The organism is Lunatimonas sp., assembly GCF_020832325.1.
Taxonomy (GTDB): Bacteria; Bacteroidota; Bacteroidia; order Cytophagales; family Cyclobacteriaceae; genus Lunatimonas.
On sequence record NZ_JAFIEU010000016.1, the window covers coordinates 1 to 14790 of the forward strand.

General features: G+C 47.2%; 16 protein-coding genes and 1 tRNA gene. 9 read left to right on the top strand and 8 right to left on the bottom strand.

Features of this window, described 5'->3' with window-relative positions:
- Positions 1-198 (top strand): hypothetical protein (locus tag JJU34_RS05710; RefSeq protein WP_228691370.1); only part of this gene is annotated, 198 nt, incomplete at its 5' end.
- Here the strand turns inward: JJU34_RS05710 and JJU34_RS05715 are convergent.
- From JJU34_RS05715 to JJU34_RS05725, 3 genes are all read right to left on the bottom strand, one after another.
- Positions 186-262, bottom strand: a tRNA-Ala gene (locus JJU34_RS05715). The genes JJU34_RS05710 and JJU34_RS05715 overlap by 13 nt on opposite strands.
- A 332-nt stretch (positions 263-594) precedes the next feature.
- The gene (gene recR / locus JJU34_RS05720; RefSeq protein WP_228691371.1) at positions 595-1215 is read right to left on the bottom strand and encodes a recombination mediator RecR; all 621 of its coding nucleotides are present in this window, start codon (positions 1213-1215) and stop codon (positions 595-597) included.
- Between the two features lie 11 nt (positions 1216-1226).
- Positions 1227-1514 carry an ATP-dependent Clp protease adaptor ClpS gene (locus JJU34_RS05725; RefSeq protein ID WP_228691372.1) on the bottom strand — a complete coding sequence of 96 codons (288 nt, stop codon included), beginning with the start codon at positions 1512-1514 and terminating at the stop codon, positions 1227-1229.
- 53 nt (positions 1515-1567) lie between these two features.
- Here JJU34_RS05725 and JJU34_RS05730 point away from each other — a divergent pair, with 53 nt between their 5' ends.
- The gene (locus tag JJU34_RS05730; RefSeq protein ID WP_228691373.1) at positions 1568-3022 is read left to right on the top strand and encodes a sodium:solute symporter; all 1455 of its coding nucleotides are present in this window, start codon (positions 1568-1570) and stop codon (positions 3020-3022) included.
- Here the strand turns inward: JJU34_RS05730 and JJU34_RS05735 are convergent.
- The 3 genes from JJU34_RS05735 to JJU34_RS05745 all read right to left on the bottom strand — a co-directional run bounded on the left by JJU34_RS05735 (position 3019) and on the right by JJU34_RS05745 (position 5164).
- Complete coding sequence (locus JJU34_RS05735; protein WP_228691374.1) at positions 3019-3714, bottom strand: sugar transferase; 696 nt, start codon at positions 3712-3714, stop codon at positions 3019-3021. The genes JJU34_RS05730 and JJU34_RS05735 overlap by 4 nt on opposite strands.
- Positions 3715-3957: 243 nt before the next feature.
- Positions 3958-4296 carry a methylated-DNA--[protein]-cysteine S-methyltransferase gene (locus tag JJU34_RS05740; RefSeq protein ID WP_228691375.1) on the bottom strand — a complete coding sequence of 113 codons (339 nt, stop codon included), beginning with the start codon at positions 4294-4296 and terminating at the stop codon, positions 3958-3960.
- On the bottom strand, positions 4286-5164 hold the full coding sequence (locus JJU34_RS05745; RefSeq protein ID WP_228691376.1) for a mechanosensitive ion channel domain-containing protein: 879 nt from the start codon (positions 5162-5164) through the stop codon (positions 4286-4288). The genes JJU34_RS05740 and JJU34_RS05745 overlap by 11 nt, the downstream gene beginning before the upstream one ends.
- Positions 5165-5249: 85 nt before the next feature.
- Between JJU34_RS05745 and JJU34_RS05750 the strand changes: the two genes are divergently transcribed.
- The 6 genes from JJU34_RS05750 (at position 5250) to thrC (ending at position 12210) form a co-directional block, all read left to right on the top strand.
- Entirely contained in the window at positions 5250-5927 is a 678-nt protein-coding gene (locus JJU34_RS05750) for an SDR family NAD(P)-dependent oxidoreductase (RefSeq protein ID WP_228691377.1), read from the top strand.
- Between the two features lie 44 nt (positions 5928-5971).
- On the top strand, positions 5972-6658 hold the full coding sequence (locus JJU34_RS05755) for a head GIN domain-containing protein (RefSeq protein ID WP_228691378.1): 687 nt from the start codon (positions 5972-5974) through the stop codon (positions 6656-6658).
- Entirely contained in the window at positions 6648-7121 is a 474-nt protein-coding gene (locus JJU34_RS05760) for a nuclear transport factor 2 family protein (RefSeq protein ID WP_228691379.1), read from the top strand. Before JJU34_RS05755 ends, JJU34_RS05760 begins: the two co-directional genes overlap by 11 nt.
- A gap of 352 nt (positions 7122-7473) precedes the next feature.
- The gene (gene thrA, locus JJU34_RS05765; RefSeq protein WP_228691380.1) at positions 7474-9924 is read left to right on the top strand and encodes a bifunctional aspartate kinase/homoserine dehydrogenase I; all 2451 of its coding nucleotides are present in this window, start codon (positions 7474-7476) and stop codon (positions 9922-9924) included.
- An 8-nt stretch (positions 9925-9932) separates the two neighbouring features.
- The gene (locus tag JJU34_RS05770; protein ID WP_228691381.1) at positions 9933-10877 is read left to right on the top strand and encodes a homoserine kinase; all 945 of its coding nucleotides are present in this window, start codon (positions 9933-9935) and stop codon (positions 10875-10877) included.
- A gap of 34 nt (positions 10878-10911) precedes the next feature.
- Positions 10912-12210, top strand: coding sequence for a threonine synthase (gene thrC / locus JJU34_RS05775; RefSeq protein ID WP_228691382.1), 1299 nt, complete (start codon positions 10912-10914; stop codon positions 12208-12210).
- Between the two features lie 39 nt (positions 12211-12249).
- Here the strand turns inward: thrC and JJU34_RS05780 are convergent, their stop codons facing one another.
- Together JJU34_RS05780 and JJU34_RS21765 are read right to left on the bottom strand one after the other, a co-directional pair.
- A complete protein-coding gene (locus tag JJU34_RS05780; RefSeq protein WP_228691383.1) occupies positions 12250-12690 on the bottom strand; it encodes a MarR family transcriptional regulator in 441 nt (146 codons plus the stop codon).
- A gap of 9 nt (positions 12691-12699) precedes the next feature.
- Positions 12700-13629 carry a hypothetical protein gene (locus JJU34_RS21765; RefSeq protein WP_366512675.1) on the bottom strand — a complete coding sequence of 310 codons (930 nt, stop codon included), beginning with the start codon at positions 13627-13629 and terminating at the stop codon, positions 12700-12702.
- 181 nt (positions 13630-13810) lie between these two features.
- Between JJU34_RS21765 and JJU34_RS05795 the strand changes: the two genes are divergently transcribed.
- On the top strand, positions 13811-14776 hold the full coding sequence (locus tag JJU34_RS05795; protein ID WP_228691384.1) for a kelch repeat-containing protein: 966 nt from the start codon (positions 13811-13813) through the stop codon (positions 14774-14776).
- Positions 14777-14790: the final 14 nt, after the last annotated feature.

A 14790-nucleotide genomic window follows, 5' to 3' on the forward strand; every position in this document is an offset into this window, starting at 1 on the left:
CTGTCGCGACCTTTCAGTCAAAGACTTTTTTATCTGGTGGAGGATAACGGATTCGAACCGATGACCTTCCCGACCCGTGTCGGGACGCTCTATCCAACTGAGCTAATCCGACCTTTATATAGTCTGTTTGCCACGATAAACCCTCCAACAACTGTCGCGACCTTTCAGTCAAAGACTTTTTTAAATGGTGGAGGATAACGGATTCGAACCGATGACCTCTACACTGCCAGTGTAGCGCTCTAGCCAACTGAGCTAATCCCCCATTATTATCTTCGGATTCGAACCGTTGACCTTCCCGACCTGTGTCGGGACGCTCTAGCCAACTGAGCTAATCCCCCATTGTTATCTTCGGATTCGAACCGCTGACCTTCCCGACCTGTGTCGGGACGCTCTAGCCAACTGAGCTAATCCCCCATTATTATCTTCGGATTCGAACCGTTGACCTTCCCGACCTGTGTCGGGACGCTCTAGCCAACTGAGCTAATCCCCCAATTTATTTCTAACTAGATAAGAACTAGTAACCAACTATTTTGCAGGTGGTCGCCCGTCCGCTGATGGGAATGCAAAGATAGATATGGATTTGAATTCGCCAAATTATTCAGACGAATAATTTGTACGGGACAGGATGCTTCTGCCAAGAGTCACTTCGTCGGTGAATTCGAGCTCGCCACCCACCGGTATTCCCCTTGCGATCGTACTGATCTTGGTGCCAGTGGGTTTGAGTTTTCGGCTTAGATAGAAAGAAGTGGTGTCTCCTTCCATGGTTGCAGGAAGTGCCAAAATAATCTCTCTTACCGGATCTCCGCTATGGGGACGTTCCACACGAGCGATTAGGGAGTCTATGTGGATGTTCTCGGGTCCCACTCCCTGTATGGGAGAGATCACCCCACCGAGCACGTGATATAAACCATTGTATTGGGAAGTATTCTCTATCGCAAGTACATCAGGGATGTCTTCTACCACGCAGATAACCGTGTGATCCCTGCGATGTCCTCCGCAGATTGGGCAGATCTCCGTATCGGATAGGTTGTGACAAATCTTGCAATAGTTGGTCTTAGTCCGCAGATCTATGATGGCTTTCGCGAGGGAAGTGGCTACAGAAGCATCTTGTTTCAATAGATGAAGAGACAGCCTTAGGGCCGTCTTTTTGCCAATGCCAGGTAATCTACTGATCTCTGCCACGGCGTCTTCTATGAGCTTGGAGGGAAAATTCACGATGGCCCGAATTAGACAATTGTAGCCTGAATCCCGGCATCTAGGATGGACTCACACATCGGTTTCAGTTTTGCAAAACTGCCTTTTCTTACCGAGCATTTACCCTTGTAATGGATAATAAGGGAACATTGTTCGGCTTGTTCCATTGTGTGACCACACACTTTCATCAGGATGCGGATTACATGCTCAAAGGTATTCACATCGTCATTGAATACGACCAAGTCGTGCTCCTCTTGGTCGACTTGCTCCTCAAGTAGTACGTCTTCTTCGATTTCGATCAAATGTTCTAGTGGTTTCATTTTGCAAAGATAATAAATTGTCACAACTTTAGCGTCCTCAAGCCTGATCGCATATGGATATCACCCTGATTTTAGCCGTCATAGGAGGTTATTTTTTGCTGTTGTTTCTAATTTCCTGGCTCACCACAAGAAAGGTTTCTACAGAGACTTTTTTTACCGGTGATAGACAGTCACCATGGTTTTTGGTTGCTTTCGGCATGATTGGGGCCTCCCTTTCTGGTGTCACCTTTATCTCAGTTCCTGGAGAAGTTGGAAATAGCTTTTTTTACTATTTCCAGATGATTTTGGGGTATACGCTTGGATATGCGGTCATTGCCAAGGTGCTGTTACCGCTCTATTACCGGTTGAATGTAGTTTCCATATATGCCTATCTAGAGGAGCGGTTTGGGTTTTGGTCCTACAAAACGGGTGCTTTTTTCTTTGTCTTGTCCCGAACCTTGGGTTCCTCCATTCGGGTGTTTTTGGTGGCCGGTGTGTTGCAGTTAATCCTGTTTGATGCCTGGGGCGTACCGTTTTGGGTGTCCGTATTGGTGACTGTTTCGCTGATTTGGCTCTATACACATCGTGGGGGAATTAAAACGGTTGTTTGGACCGATACCCTACAGACCCTGTTCATGTTGGCGGCTGTGTTGGTGAGCATTTTTTTGGTCAAGCAAGCGTTGGGGTTGGGTTTTGTTGAAATGGTGGAGGTCGTGTCCTCCCACCCATATTCACGGGTTTTCAACTGGAACTGGCAGGAAGGGACCAATTTTTTCAAGCAGTTCTTTGCAGGAGCGTTTATAGTCATTGTCATGACGGGGTTGGATCAGGATATGATGCAGAAGAACCTAACTTGCAAAAGCCTAAAGGATGCACAAAAAAATATGTTTTGGTTTACTAATATCCTCGTCGTAGTGAACCTGGTTTTTTTGTCCTTGGGAGTGTTACTTTACCTGTATGCAGAGGCAAATGACATAGCCCTGCCGGCAAGGACCGACGATCTCTATCCTTTGCTTGCCAGTACCCATTTTTCTGCATTTGCAGGAATTGTGTTTGTATTGGGCATTACCGCCGCAGCGTATAGCAGTGCCGATTCCACGCTGACGGCACTTACTACCTCCTTTTGTTACGATTTCCTGCAGATCCAAAAGAAATATGAGCCAGCAAAGCAGGTGAGCGTCCGAAAAACAGTGCACTTGGGTTTTACGGGTCTGATGTTCGTGGTTATTTTGGTTGTAGAATGGCTAAACGATCAAAGCGTCATCAATGCGGTATTTTTGATAGCAGGCTACACCTATGGGCCTCTATTGGGACTTTACAGTTTTGGTCTTTTCACCAAGCGGCAGGTGAGAGACCGTTGGGTGCCGTATTGCGCTGTTGCTGCACCTTGTTTGGCGTATTTAATATCTTGGCATTCCGAGTCCCTATTTGGGGGGTATAAATTTGGATTCGAAATCCTCATCCTAAACGGAGCGTTGATGTTTTTGGGCTTATCCCTGTTGAGTATCCGAAAGCGATCGGAACGCTAATACACTTCTGTTTTTTTAATCGCCAAACTGATGGCAGTCCAAGCAATTATTTTCATATCCAGCAATAGGGACCAATTGTCCACATAAAAAATATCGAGCTTGCAACGTGAATAGATGTCGTAGAAGGTCTTTGTTTCACCTCGGAAACCCTTTGCTTGAGCAAGTCCGGTTATCCCGGGGCGTACCGCGTGACGGTACATAAAATTGTTTATTTCGGCCGAAAATCGGTCATTCATAGGTAAAGCGTGCGGACGTGGGCCCACTATAGACATCTCCCCAATTAGTACATTCATAAATTGGGGGAGCTCATCTAGGCTGGTTTTTCGCAAAAATGACCCAATGCGTGTCACTCGAGGGTCATTTCGGGTTGCCTGTTTGAAATCAGCCTCCCTGTTGGGGTGCATGGTGCGAAACTTGAAGCAATAGAAAGGCACATTGTCTTTTCCGTGGCGTAACTGTCGGAACAAAACAGGACCCTTTGAATCTAGTTTGATACTAAGTGCAATTAGGGGAAATAGCCAAGAAAACACAAATAGAAACAAGGTTGCACTGACCAATATGTCAAATGCCCGCTTTAGCTGGTCTTGTTTCGGATTTAAAAACTTAGCAGCCCTTGGTTTTTTCGGACGTCTAGATACAACCGCCCTATTTGGTTTTATCAGGCGGGATTCAGCAATTAAAATTTCAGCCATAATTGGAATGCCTTGAACGTTGACAAAATTTTACGGTTGGCTTGCATGCAATAATATTGCCGATTTAGTTTCACATTATTTCATATAAAAAAAAACGTCTTTCAAATGTATAAAAAGCTTATTTAATCTCCTAGTGGGTGATAGAAATTTCTTATGTATTTATGGATAAAGTCGTAAAAAATTAATAGATAGCTATTGGAAATGCGTTTTTGTTAAATTATTGTTAATAAATATAAGAAATGTTTAGGTCATTAAATTTTTTTCGGGATCCCAAAATAAACGCTCAAAATCAACGACACGGTCATCCCTAACCAAGACGCCCTCACTCTCCAGTAATCGTTGCATCTCCGTCGGGTCCTCAAAATGGTTTTTCCCCGTGAGTATCCCATTTCGATTTACTACCCGATGTGCCGGTACGTTAACAGCGGCATGCGAGGCGTTCATTGCATACCCAACCATTCGTGCGCTGCCCTTGGTGCCTAAAAAGGCCGCAATGGCACCATAGGAGGTTACCCTGCCGAAAGGTACCTGGCGGACGACCTCGTAGACATCATTGAAAAAATTCTGGCGCTTAGAGTTCACTGGACAACTGGATGATTTTTTGATTGAGCATTCGTTTGATTTTCTTTTCAACGGCGCGATCCCCACCTACCAACTGAAGTTGGACCTTGATTTTGACAGCGTCCTTTTGGATGCTCATCGCCTTGAGAATAAAGGAGTTTTTGGAAAAATGTTTATCCTGGGGTTTAAAATGCCCCAACAGTGCGTTTTCCAACACATCCAGATTGAGTCTTTCACTTAGCTTCATTTCAAACTCCAAGGAGATCTTTTTCACGTTTTGGCGCGAGTGATTGATTACGTTCGAGGAAAGGATCAGGCTGTTTGGTATCATCACCAAATCATCGTCTTCGTTGGCAATGATAACGTTTAGCAGGGTGATGTCTTGTATTTTGCCTTTAAATTCCCCCATCTTGATGTGATCACCAAGGGTAAGCTGATCCGAAAACATGATTATGAGCCCGTTGATCATGTTGGTGATATAATCCTTGGAAAGCAACGCAATAGCTGCAGCAACGATTGTAATGCTGGAGAGGAATTCAAGTGGCTGGATATCAAATAGCACCATAATGCTCAATAGCACAATGATCACATTCAATATGCTTACGATGCGGTTGATCCCCAACACAAAATTGCCGTGCAAACCCGTTCGCCGCTTCTTTCTTAGGTAAAAACGTATGAGGATGATTCTTCCCAGCGAAATGATCAGGTTTCCAGCAACCACCACTTCCAATGCGTTGAGAAACCGATAGACTTTCGGAAAATAAGGGGCTACAAGCGGACCCAAATACTCCGATGTCGCCAGCAAAGCAACATACACCAGTATCTTTACAACAAAAATGGTCCTACGTCGGCGTTCAGAGACTTCTATCTGGTCTTTTCTGGAATTCATGAGTAATTCAAAAATAAATCTTTAATTTTATGGATTTGGAAGGCGATCCACAAAATTATCGTTTAGAAACGTAAATAAATAGTTAATGGATAGGAATATCATAGTAACAGGGAGTACAGGTAATTTAGGTCGGGCAGTAATCGCCAAATTCAAGCGGGAAGGGTACCAGGTGATCGCATTGGTCGAACCGGGCAGTGATGCAGATTTGGATGAAGCAGACGATGTGTACCAAGTGGATGTCACGGACGAACAGGCCGTACTTGCATTCGCCAAAGAGTATCATTTGCAGTATGGCGAATTGGACTGCCTGGCGCTGCTCGTTGGCGGTTTTGCTATGGGATCGCTCGAGGAAACCTCCCAGGCAGACCTTTCCCGCATGTTTTCGCTGAATTTTTTTAGCGCATTTAACATGGTCAAGGCTTTTCTGCCCGCTATGAAAAGGGCCAATCAGGGCTGTTTTTTGTTTGTTGGCGCGAAGCCTTCGTTGGAAAAGGCTACGGGGACAGAAGCTTTGGCATACGCTTTGAGTAAGGGTCTTGTGATAGATCTCGCAGAGTATACCGCTCATGCGGTGTCCGGAACGCAGATTCGTTCCCACGTGTTTGTACCAAGTATCATTGACACCCCTCAAAATAGGGAAAGCATGCCGGAAGCGGATTTCACCCAATGGGTTTCTCCTTCCGACATTGCAGAGGCTATGCATTATGCGGTGAATACCGGCGCCCTGCGAAACATGACCTTTAAGCTTTATGGCGGGGTTTAGTCCGTACGTTAATTAGGTTAAAACAATGCTTAACAAAAGTATTTATGAAGAGTAAAATTCAAATTGCGTGCTTATTGGGTTTCTTTTTGACCCATGTGTTGGTTGCGCAAACCAGTAGTGAGACAAGGCCCTTGCCTGCTTTTAACGGGGTAAGGGTATCCAATAGCATTGAGGCGGTCTTCGTAAAAGGAGACAAACACGAAATTGAGATTACAGCATCGGGACTAGAGCTATCCAAAGTGGAAACCTCTGTCACCAACAGGGAACTCGAATTGAAGATTTCCGGCGTATCACCGCGGTCTGCAACTGTGAAAGCCACGGTCACCTACGTGGACCTTGAGAGTGTACAGGCAGCCACCAGCGCCAAGGTCTTTCTAAAGGACCCATTGGTAGTCCGCTCTGCTCAATTGTCAGCGGCTACGAGCAGTTACATTGAGGGGGTGGTACAGGCACAGGATTTGGTGTTGGAAGCTCAGACCAATGCGAAGATATTTGTCAAGGGGACAGCCTCCAAATTGGATTTTTCTGCCGCCACGAATTCGGAAATTGACGCAGAGGAGCTTGAAGTGGAACATGCAGAGGTCAAGATCAACACCAATGCAAAAGGAAGCTTTCAGGTAACGGAATCCCTAAGGGGTACCGCTGCTACTCGCGGCAGGATTACGTACAGCGGAGATCCAAAGATATTGGATGTAAAAACCAACACTGGGGGCGCGATAGATGAGAAATAGCCGAATAATCAAAACGCTTCTGTTGGCTGGGCTGTTTTTGGCCGGCGCCCATCAGGCATTGTTCGCTCAGCAAGTGAATCCGGAGAATGAGGTCCGGGATCTGCTTCAGGTTTTTTTTATTGCCATGAAGAAAAAGGATAGCGCAACCATTCAACAGGCCTTTCACGTGGATGCGGTCATGCAGACGGTGGTTCAGGAAGGTTCAGTTGCGAAATTGGGTACCAACGATGTCAGTGATTTTTTGAAGCGGGTCGGTACCAGTGAGGTGGAGTTGGATGAAAGGCTTTTGGCATATAGCATACAGGTTGACGGTTTATTGGCCCATGCTTGGACTCCCTATGAGTTTTATGTAGATGGCAAATTCAGCCATTGTGGGGTGAATTCCTTCCAGCTCATCCGTACCGCCGAGGGGTGGCAGATCACCCACGTGATTGATACGCGAAGAAAAGAGGGCTGCCGGTAGGTAGCCTTTTTTGTTCTGTAGGTTAGGAGGAGGACTAACCGTGGCTAATTTGGCAAAGCAGTTTAGCGGCGGTTTCTTTTGGTAATTCCGCCGGTAAAAACTTGTGATATATAAAATTTGTCCTTAGAATTGTGCCTCAATTCAAAATGTATGGATTTCGCAGTACACACATTATCAGGTAAACCGGCGTCCGAATCAGTTTGGACGGTTGACTGCGCACATTTTTCTACCGGTTCAACCTGTCGTACATTTACCTTCATTACGGGTTAATCCCGTTCTGTAACCACATATCCCCCCTTTTTGCAAGGTCTATTTTAGGCTTTTCTCATACCTTTTAATTACATGTAAAGCAATGAAAATATTAAAATTTGGCGGTTCATCCATCGGTGATATAGACAGAATTAAAAACGTCCTCAGCATTGTTAGCAAGGAAAAGGAAAAAGGCGACATTGCCGTGGTTTTTTCTGCGTTCGGAGGGGTGACGGAGGACCTGTTGCGCTGTGCTGGGCTGGCCAAAAACAATGACCCAGGCTATCAGCCCTTGTTGTTGGCCATGGAAAAGCGCCATATGCAGCTGGTAAAACAGCTTATTCCCGTGCAACGGCAGTCATCTGTGCTTACCTACGTCAAGGTTCGATTCAATGAGTTGGAGGATCTTTTTCACGGAATCTACCTAATAAAGGAGTTTTCTGCCCGCACGTCCGATTATGTGGTCAGCTTTGGGGAGCGTATTTCTGCCTATATTCTGGCAGAAGCCCTCCGGGAAAAGTCCATGGATACGGTGTTCCTGGATGCAAGGGAGGTAATTCGGACAAACGATCACTTCGGCAATGCAAAGGTAAATTTTCCCACCACCAATCAGCTCATCTGGGATGCTTACACAAAAAATAAGGGAAAACTGCTTTCAATCACCGGATTCGTGGCTTCTACCGACAAGGGTGAAACCACTACGCTGGGGAGAAGCGGGTCAGATTATACGGCGGCGATTTTTGCCGCGGCACTGAAGGCGGATTCCTTGGAAATATGGACCGATGTGTCCGGTGTAATGACCGCAGACCCCAAGCTGGTGTACTCAGCGATTACCATTCCTCAGTTAAGTTATAGCGAGGCGATGGAGCTTTCCCATTTTGGAGCAAAGGTCGTTTTTCCGGCCACGATGCAGCCTGCGATGCGTCGGAGGATTCCCATCTACATCAAAAACACCTTTGATCCGGCAAACTCCGGAACGCTGATCTGCGAAGAAACCGAAAACAATAAGCTGATTAAAGGGATTTCTTCCCTCAGCCACATTTCGTTGCTCAATGTACAGGGCTCCGGTCTGGTCGAAGTGGTGGGAGTGAGTAGCCGCGTTTTTGGCGCATTGGCCCGTTCGGAGGTAAATGTGATCTTGATCTCTCAGGCTTCTTCAGAGCACAGCATCTGTATCGCGATCAAATCATCCGACGCGGAGAAGGCCAAAGCGGTATTGGAGCAGGAATTTCATTATGAGATCATCGCCGGTGAAATGGATACTGTAGCGGTGGTACCTAACATGGCAGTCATTGCGGTGGTTGGGGAAAATATGAAGCATCATCCCGGTGCCAGCGGCAGGCTGTTTCAGGCGCTGGGCCGAAATAACATTAACGTGTCTGCCATAGCACAGGGAAGTTCCGAGTTGAATATTTCAGCTGTGATCAAACAGACAGATTTGCAAAAGGGGTTGAACGCCCTGCACGAAGCGTTTTTCCTCGCAGACAACAAAGTGTTGCACGTCTTTCTGGTAGGTGTGGGTTTGATCGGCAAGGCCTTGATCAAAATGATCAACAACCAACTGTCCAAGCTGCAGTCGGATTATATGCTGGATATCAAAATACACGGTTTGGCCAATTCCCGGTACATGGCTTTTGACGAAGATGGCTTTGACCTCTCCCAAAACCCAGTCCCCTCCGAAAAGGACCTCCCCATGGATTTGAGTGTGTTTCTGAACACCATGAACAGCATGAATTTTTCCAATTCGGTACTCGTGGACTGTACAGCGAGTCAGGAAGTGGCCGACAGTTATCAGCGAGTGCTGGAATCGAAGGTGGCCGTGGTTACGCCCAACAAAAAGGCTAACTCGGGAACCTTGGAGAAATACAAAGAATTGAAAAAGCTTTCGGGTCAACGAAACATCAAGTTTCTGTACGAAACCAATGTGGCTGCGGGTTTACCCGTGATCAATACCCTACAAGACCTTATTCTGAGTGGAGATAGGGTAATCCGGATCGAGGGGGTACTGAGCGGGTCCATGAATTTTATTTTTAGTGAGCTCAGCAAGGGAATTCCATTTAGTGAGGTGGTAGCCAATGCCAAGGCAAAAGGCTACACCGAGCCAGATCCGAGGGATGATTTAAGTGGGATGGATGTGGCGCGAAAAATCCTGATCCTCGGTAGAGAAGCAGAGCAGGAGCTGCACTTTGAAGATGTTACGGTGCAGAGCATGGTACCCGACGACTGCGTCCACACCAAGTCGGTGGAGGAGTTTATGCAAAAGCTACGTGCCCACGATGACCATTTCAAGGAATTGTTGGAAGAAGCAAACCGAAAGGGGGAAAAGTTGCGGTTTATGGCGGTATTGGAAAATGGGAAGGCATCGGTTGGGCTGCGTTCAGTAGATGCGAGCCATCCCTTTTACTCTTTGGTAGGCAGCGATAATATGATCCTATTTACCACCGAGCGTTACCACGAATTTCCGATGATCATACGGGGTCCCGGAGCGGGTGCCGATGTGACGGCCGCGGGAGTTTTTGCAGACATCATTCGATTAGGTAACTATTCCCGATAAAAATGGAAATGAAGAAAGTAACCGCCTTTGCGCCAGCTACGGTAGCCAATGTGTCCTGTGGCTTCGATATCTTGGGTTTTGCCGTAGACAGCCTTGGCGATAAGGTAACGGTAAGCCTCAATGAGCTAAACGAAATCCGGGTTACACGCATTGAAGGGGATAACGGGAAGCTTCCCTATGAGATTGACAAAAATACCTGTGGGGTAGCGGTCAACGCCATGCTTCAAGCAATGGGTTACAAAGGTGGTGTTGACATCGAATTGTACAAAGGACTGCCTTTGGGAAGCGGGATGGGATCCAGTGCGGCTTCGGCTGTGGCGGCCTTGGTTGCCACGAACCGACTGCTGGGCAACCCCTTTGAAAAGTCTGCGTTATTGCCCTTTGCGATTGAGTCAGAGCGGGTAGCCTGCGGGGCCGGTCACGCAGACAACGTCTCCCCAGCATTGCTCGGAGGCTTTGTGCTGATTCGAGACTACCACCCTTTGGATGTTATTCCGCTCAACGTACCCAGAGGATTATACTGCACATTGGTACATCCCCATTTGGTGTTGAACACGGCTGACTCGCGAAGTGTATTGAAGCAGCATGTATCTTTAAAAGATGCCACCACCCAATCGGGTAATATTGCTGGCCTAGTGGCCGGACTTTACCAGGAGGATATGGCGCTTATTAGCCGATCCTTGAATGATGTCATTGCAGAACCCTCCCGATCAATTCTTATCCCTGGATACGATGAAATGAAGGAGGCCATTAAAACTGCAGGAGCATTGGGCTGCGGTATCTCCGGGTCAGGTCCCACGCTGTTTATCCTTTCTCCTACCGAAGAGATCGCCTGGGAAGTCAGCAGAAGATCTCAGGAAGCGTACGACAAGGTCGGCTTGGAGATCGATGTGTACGTTTCAGCCATTAACACCCGTGGCGCCTACGTCATTGAAGAGAAAAAATTAACCTAATACGCAGATCGCCTCTCTGCGAATCTCATGTAGCATGAAGTATTTCAGTACCAACGATAGATCACACACCGTAACCCTTCGAGAAGCGGTCATTCAAGGCTTGGCGCCAGATCAGGGACTCTACATGCCGGAATCCATTCCGGTTATCCCTTCGACTCTTATTACCCGTATGAGGAACATGTCTTTTCGGGAGATTGGCTATGAAGTGATTGGGGCCTTATTTTCTGAGGATTTATCCGAGGAGCAAATGAAGGACTTGGTAGATCATACCCTGCAGTTTGATGCTCCTTTGGTACAGGTCGAGGAGCATGTGTTTAGCTTGGAGCTGTTTCACGGACCCACGTTGGCTTTTAAAGACTTTGGGGCCAGATTCTGCTCCAAGCTGATGAGTTTGTTGCTGGATAAGCAGCAGGTCAAGGTGTTGGTAGCAACCTCGGGTGATACCGGCAGTGCCGTTGCCAATGGGTTTTTTGGTGTCGAAGGTGTGGAGGTGATCATATTGTACCCTTCGGGAAAGGTGAGCGAATTGCAGGAGAAGCAGTTTACCACGTTGGGAGGTAATGTGATAGCCTTGGAGGTAGAGGGCGTGTTTGACGATTGTCAGCGAATGGTGAAGGAGGCCTTCCTCGACCCTGCGCTGAAGGGTAAAATGCTGCTTACCTCTGCAAACTCCATTAACATCGCGAGGTGGATTCCACAATGCCTTTATTATTTTTACGCAGTTTCCAGATTGCCCGAAGGCCACGGCAAAGTTGCCTTTTCGGTACCGAGCGGTAATTTTGGTAATATCGCTGCGGGTATGCTGGCAGAACGGGCCGGCTTGCCCATAGATGCTTTTGTAGCCGCTACCAACATCAATAAAGTGGTGCCGGAATACCTGGAGGGAGAGCCTTTCGCTCCAAAGCAGTCTATCCAAACGATTAGCAACAGCATGGACGTGGGTAATCCCAGTAACTTTTACCGGTTGCTGGCTTTATATGGTGGCGATGAGGCGTTGCTTCGGGATAAAGTGAAGGGGTATTTTTATTCAGATAGCCAAACCAGAGAAGTCATGAAGGCTGTGAAACAATCCACGGGCTACATCATGGATCCCCACGGTGCAGTGGCCTACTTGGGTCTGAAGGACTTCATGTCCTCCCAAAAGGAAGCCTACGAGGGTATATTTCTGGAGACTGCCCATCCGGGCAAATTTCGGGACGTGGTGGAGGCTACGCTAGACGAAACCTTGGATATGCCGCAGCGGCTGATGGATTTTATGAAAGGCGAGAAAAGGGCCATTCCCTTGGAAAATGACTACCAGGCCTTTCGGCAGTTTCTGCTACAGTCTGTCTAGACCCATTTCCGATTAGATTGCTGAGATATCCCTATATGCTCATCCGCGGTTTAGGCGAATGAACGTGTCCAGGATGCTTTTCAACATAGTTAAATCTTCCGGTTTCATATGGCCTTGTTGGACGGATTGGAGAAGCTTTTCAGGGATTGGTAAGGCGGCCTGCTTGGCCAGTTTACCGGAATCCGTCAAGCTGATAATCACCTGTCGTTCGTCTTTTTGAGATCGTGCCCGATGAATGAATCCTTTCTGTTCCAGTCGTTTTAGTAGCGGGGTCAGTGTGCTGCTTTCGAGGAGAAGACATTCTCCGAGTTCTGTAACTTTTTGGCGGTCCTTTTCCCACAGCAATAGCAACACCAAGTATTGCGGATAGGTAACCTCCAACTCCTCAAGCAGGGGCTGGTAGTGTTTGGTGATCAGTCTGGATGCCGCATAAAGCGGAAAGCAGATCTGATTTTCGAGTTTTAGCACGTCGTCATTCATGGGATGAATTTAAAGCAGATCTTTAATAAAAGCTTCAATTTGTTCAGGACTGGTAGTGGGAGCAAAGCGCTTCACGGGATTACCCTGGCGGTCTATCAGGAATTTTGTAAAGTTCCACTTGATATCATCGGTAAATAGACCGCCCAATGACTGCTTGAGATAGACAAATACCGGATGGGTGTTTTTCCCGTTTACTTGCACCTTGCTCATTAGCCGGAAGGTGACTCCAAAATTAACGCTGCAGGTTTCGGATATATTTTTGTCTGTGCCCGGTTCTTGATTGGCGAATTGGTTACTTGGAAAGCCCAATACCACCAATCCACTCGTTTGGTAGGCCTGGTGCAACTTTTCCAACCCGTCGAATTGAGGAGCGAGGCCACATTTGGTCGCTGTATTCACGATCAATACCACTTTGCCCTTGTATTGGTCCATTTTGACGGAAAAACCCTGAATGTCTGTAGCCTCCAGGTCATAGAACCTTGTCCCGTTAAGCTCTTGCGAATTCCTGCTTCGGTCAAACAGAACCTTGAGCGCGCCCGTAGACCAAAGCGCCCAAAGCACAAGGGTCGGCTGAAAAAATAAGCGAATCAAACGTGCCTGATCCGTATTCAGGCCAAAGGCGTCCGTACCGTTTATGTATTGGGCGATGTTACCCGGAAAAATTAGTACAAAAAAGGCGGCTAACGCCAAACCAGCCCAAACCCTATGCCTTTTCCAAAAGATCATAGCCAAGCCAAGAGTTAACTCTGCAATCCCGGAAAGAATTACCACCAAGTCCTTGCTCCATGGTATCCAATGGGGTACCTGTGCTTGAAATTCTTCCCGTTGAAATGTGAAATGGCCGATGGCCGCAAGGATCATGAAGGAGCCAAGTAACACTCGGAGAATTTTCTGAAGTACATTGGTTTCAACGTATGGATTGGATATATATCGTATCATATTATATCGTAAACGATGTAAATTTATTTTGGTTCAAATTATTTATAAACCGGTCCGTATTTTCCGGTTTAGGTTCCTACGGTTTCCGATCGCCGCGCTTTATTGTACTTTTTAATCCGGAGCAGGGGGTAAGTGATCCGAAATGCCTAAATTCGTCCTTCAAACAATTTAAACCTACGCCATGAAATCGATATGCTTCCTTATTGCAACCTGCCTGCTTAGCTATGGTACCCTTCAGGCACAGACCTGGTCCACGTTAAATCCTGTCAATACGTGTACGGAGAGGCATGAATGTGCTGCCGCTGCAATCGGTGACAAACTGTACCTGCTAGGAGGAAGGGGGATGAAACCCGTCGAAGCCTTTGACCCCAACACCAACCGATGGGAGAAGAAGGGGACAGCGCCTTTTGAAATGCACCATTTTCAAGCCGTACCTTATAAAGGCAAAATCTATGTTATAGGTGCATTTACTGGGGGGTATCCCCATGAAACGCCCGTTTCTCATGTTTATATCTACGACCCCTCATCAGATACCTGGAGCCAAGGGGACGAAATCCCTGCCGATCGCAGAAGAGGTGCTGCGGGTGTGGCGGTGTATCAGGACAAATTTTATGTATTGGGGGGTGCCGAGGATGGCCATTGGGCTGACAACCGGGAGTATCTGGATGAATACGACCCGCAAACCGGCAAGTGGACCAAGCTCGCGGATATGCCCCGCGTTAGGGACCATTTCCAAGCGGTGGTTTTAGATGACAGACTGTATGCAGTTGGCGGAAGAAGGTCTTTTGCCAAAGAAGGGCATGGGTTTGAGCTCACTTTTGCGGAAGTGGATGTATATGATTTCCAAACGAAAAAGTGGGAAACTCTCCCTGCGGATTTTAACTTGCCAACTGAACGCGCCGGCAACTCTGCGGTAAATTATGGCAATGGATTTATCGTGGTAGGAGGGGAGAGTGACCATCAGGTTGCTGCCCACGACGAAGTAGAATATTTTGAGCCAGGCAAAGGGTGGAAGTTATTGAACCGCTTAGAGAGAGGCAGGCATGGGATGCAGGTGGTTCCCCTAGGCGGCAAGTTTTATGTAGCCGCCGGTTGTGGCAATCGGGGAGGCAATCCGGAATTGAATAGCATTGAAGTACTTAATTAGTTATTAGAGAGTAA

Bases quoted from the DNA above. Each gene is read 5' to 3' on its own strand.
- JJU34_RS05725 (WP_228691372.1), bottom strand. From the start codon at position 1,514: ATGAAACCACTAGAACATTTGATCGAAATCGAAGAAGACGTACTACTT.
- JJU34_RS05730 (WP_228691373.1), top strand. From the start codon at position 1,568: ATGGATATCACCCTGATTTTAGCCGTCATAGGAGGTTATTTTTTGCTG.
- JJU34_RS05735 (WP_228691374.1), bottom strand. From the start codon at position 3,714: ATGGCTGAAATTTTAATTGCTGAATCCCGCCTGATAAAACCAAATAGG.
- JJU34_RS05745 (WP_228691376.1), bottom strand. From the start codon at position 5,164: ATGAATTCCAGAAAAGACCAGATAGAAGTCTCTGAACGCCGACGTAGG.
- JJU34_RS05750 (WP_228691377.1), top strand. From the start codon at position 5,250: ATGGATAGGAATATCATAGTAACAGGGAGTACAGGTAATTTAGGTCGG.
- JJU34_RS05755 (WP_228691378.1), top strand. From the start codon at position 5,972: ATGAAGAGTAAAATTCAAATTGCGTGCTTATTGGGTTTCTTTTTGACC.
- JJU34_RS05760 (WP_228691379.1), top strand. From the start codon at position 6,648: ATGAGAAATAGCCGAATAATCAAAACGCTTCTGTTGGCTGGGCTGTTT.
- thrA (WP_228691380.1), top strand. From the start codon at position 7,474: ATGAAAATATTAAAATTTGGCGGTTCATCCATCGGTGATATAGACAGA.
- JJU34_RS05770 (WP_228691381.1), top strand. From the start codon at position 9,933: ATGAAGAAAGTAACCGCCTTTGCGCCAGCTACGGTAGCCAATGTGTCC.
- thrC (WP_228691382.1), top strand. From the start codon at position 10,912: ATGAAGTATTTCAGTACCAACGATAGATCACACACCGTAACCCTTCGA.
- JJU34_RS05780 (WP_228691383.1), bottom strand. From the start codon at position 12,690: ATGAATGACGACGTGCTAAAACTCGAAAATCAGATCTGCTTTCCGCTT.
- JJU34_RS21765 (WP_366512675.1), bottom strand. From the start codon at position 13,629: ATGATACGATATATATCCAATCCATACGTTGAAACCAATGTACTTCAG.
- JJU34_RS05795 (WP_228691384.1), top strand. From the start codon at position 13,811: ATGAAATCGATATGCTTCCTTATTGCAACCTGCCTGCTTAGCTATGGT.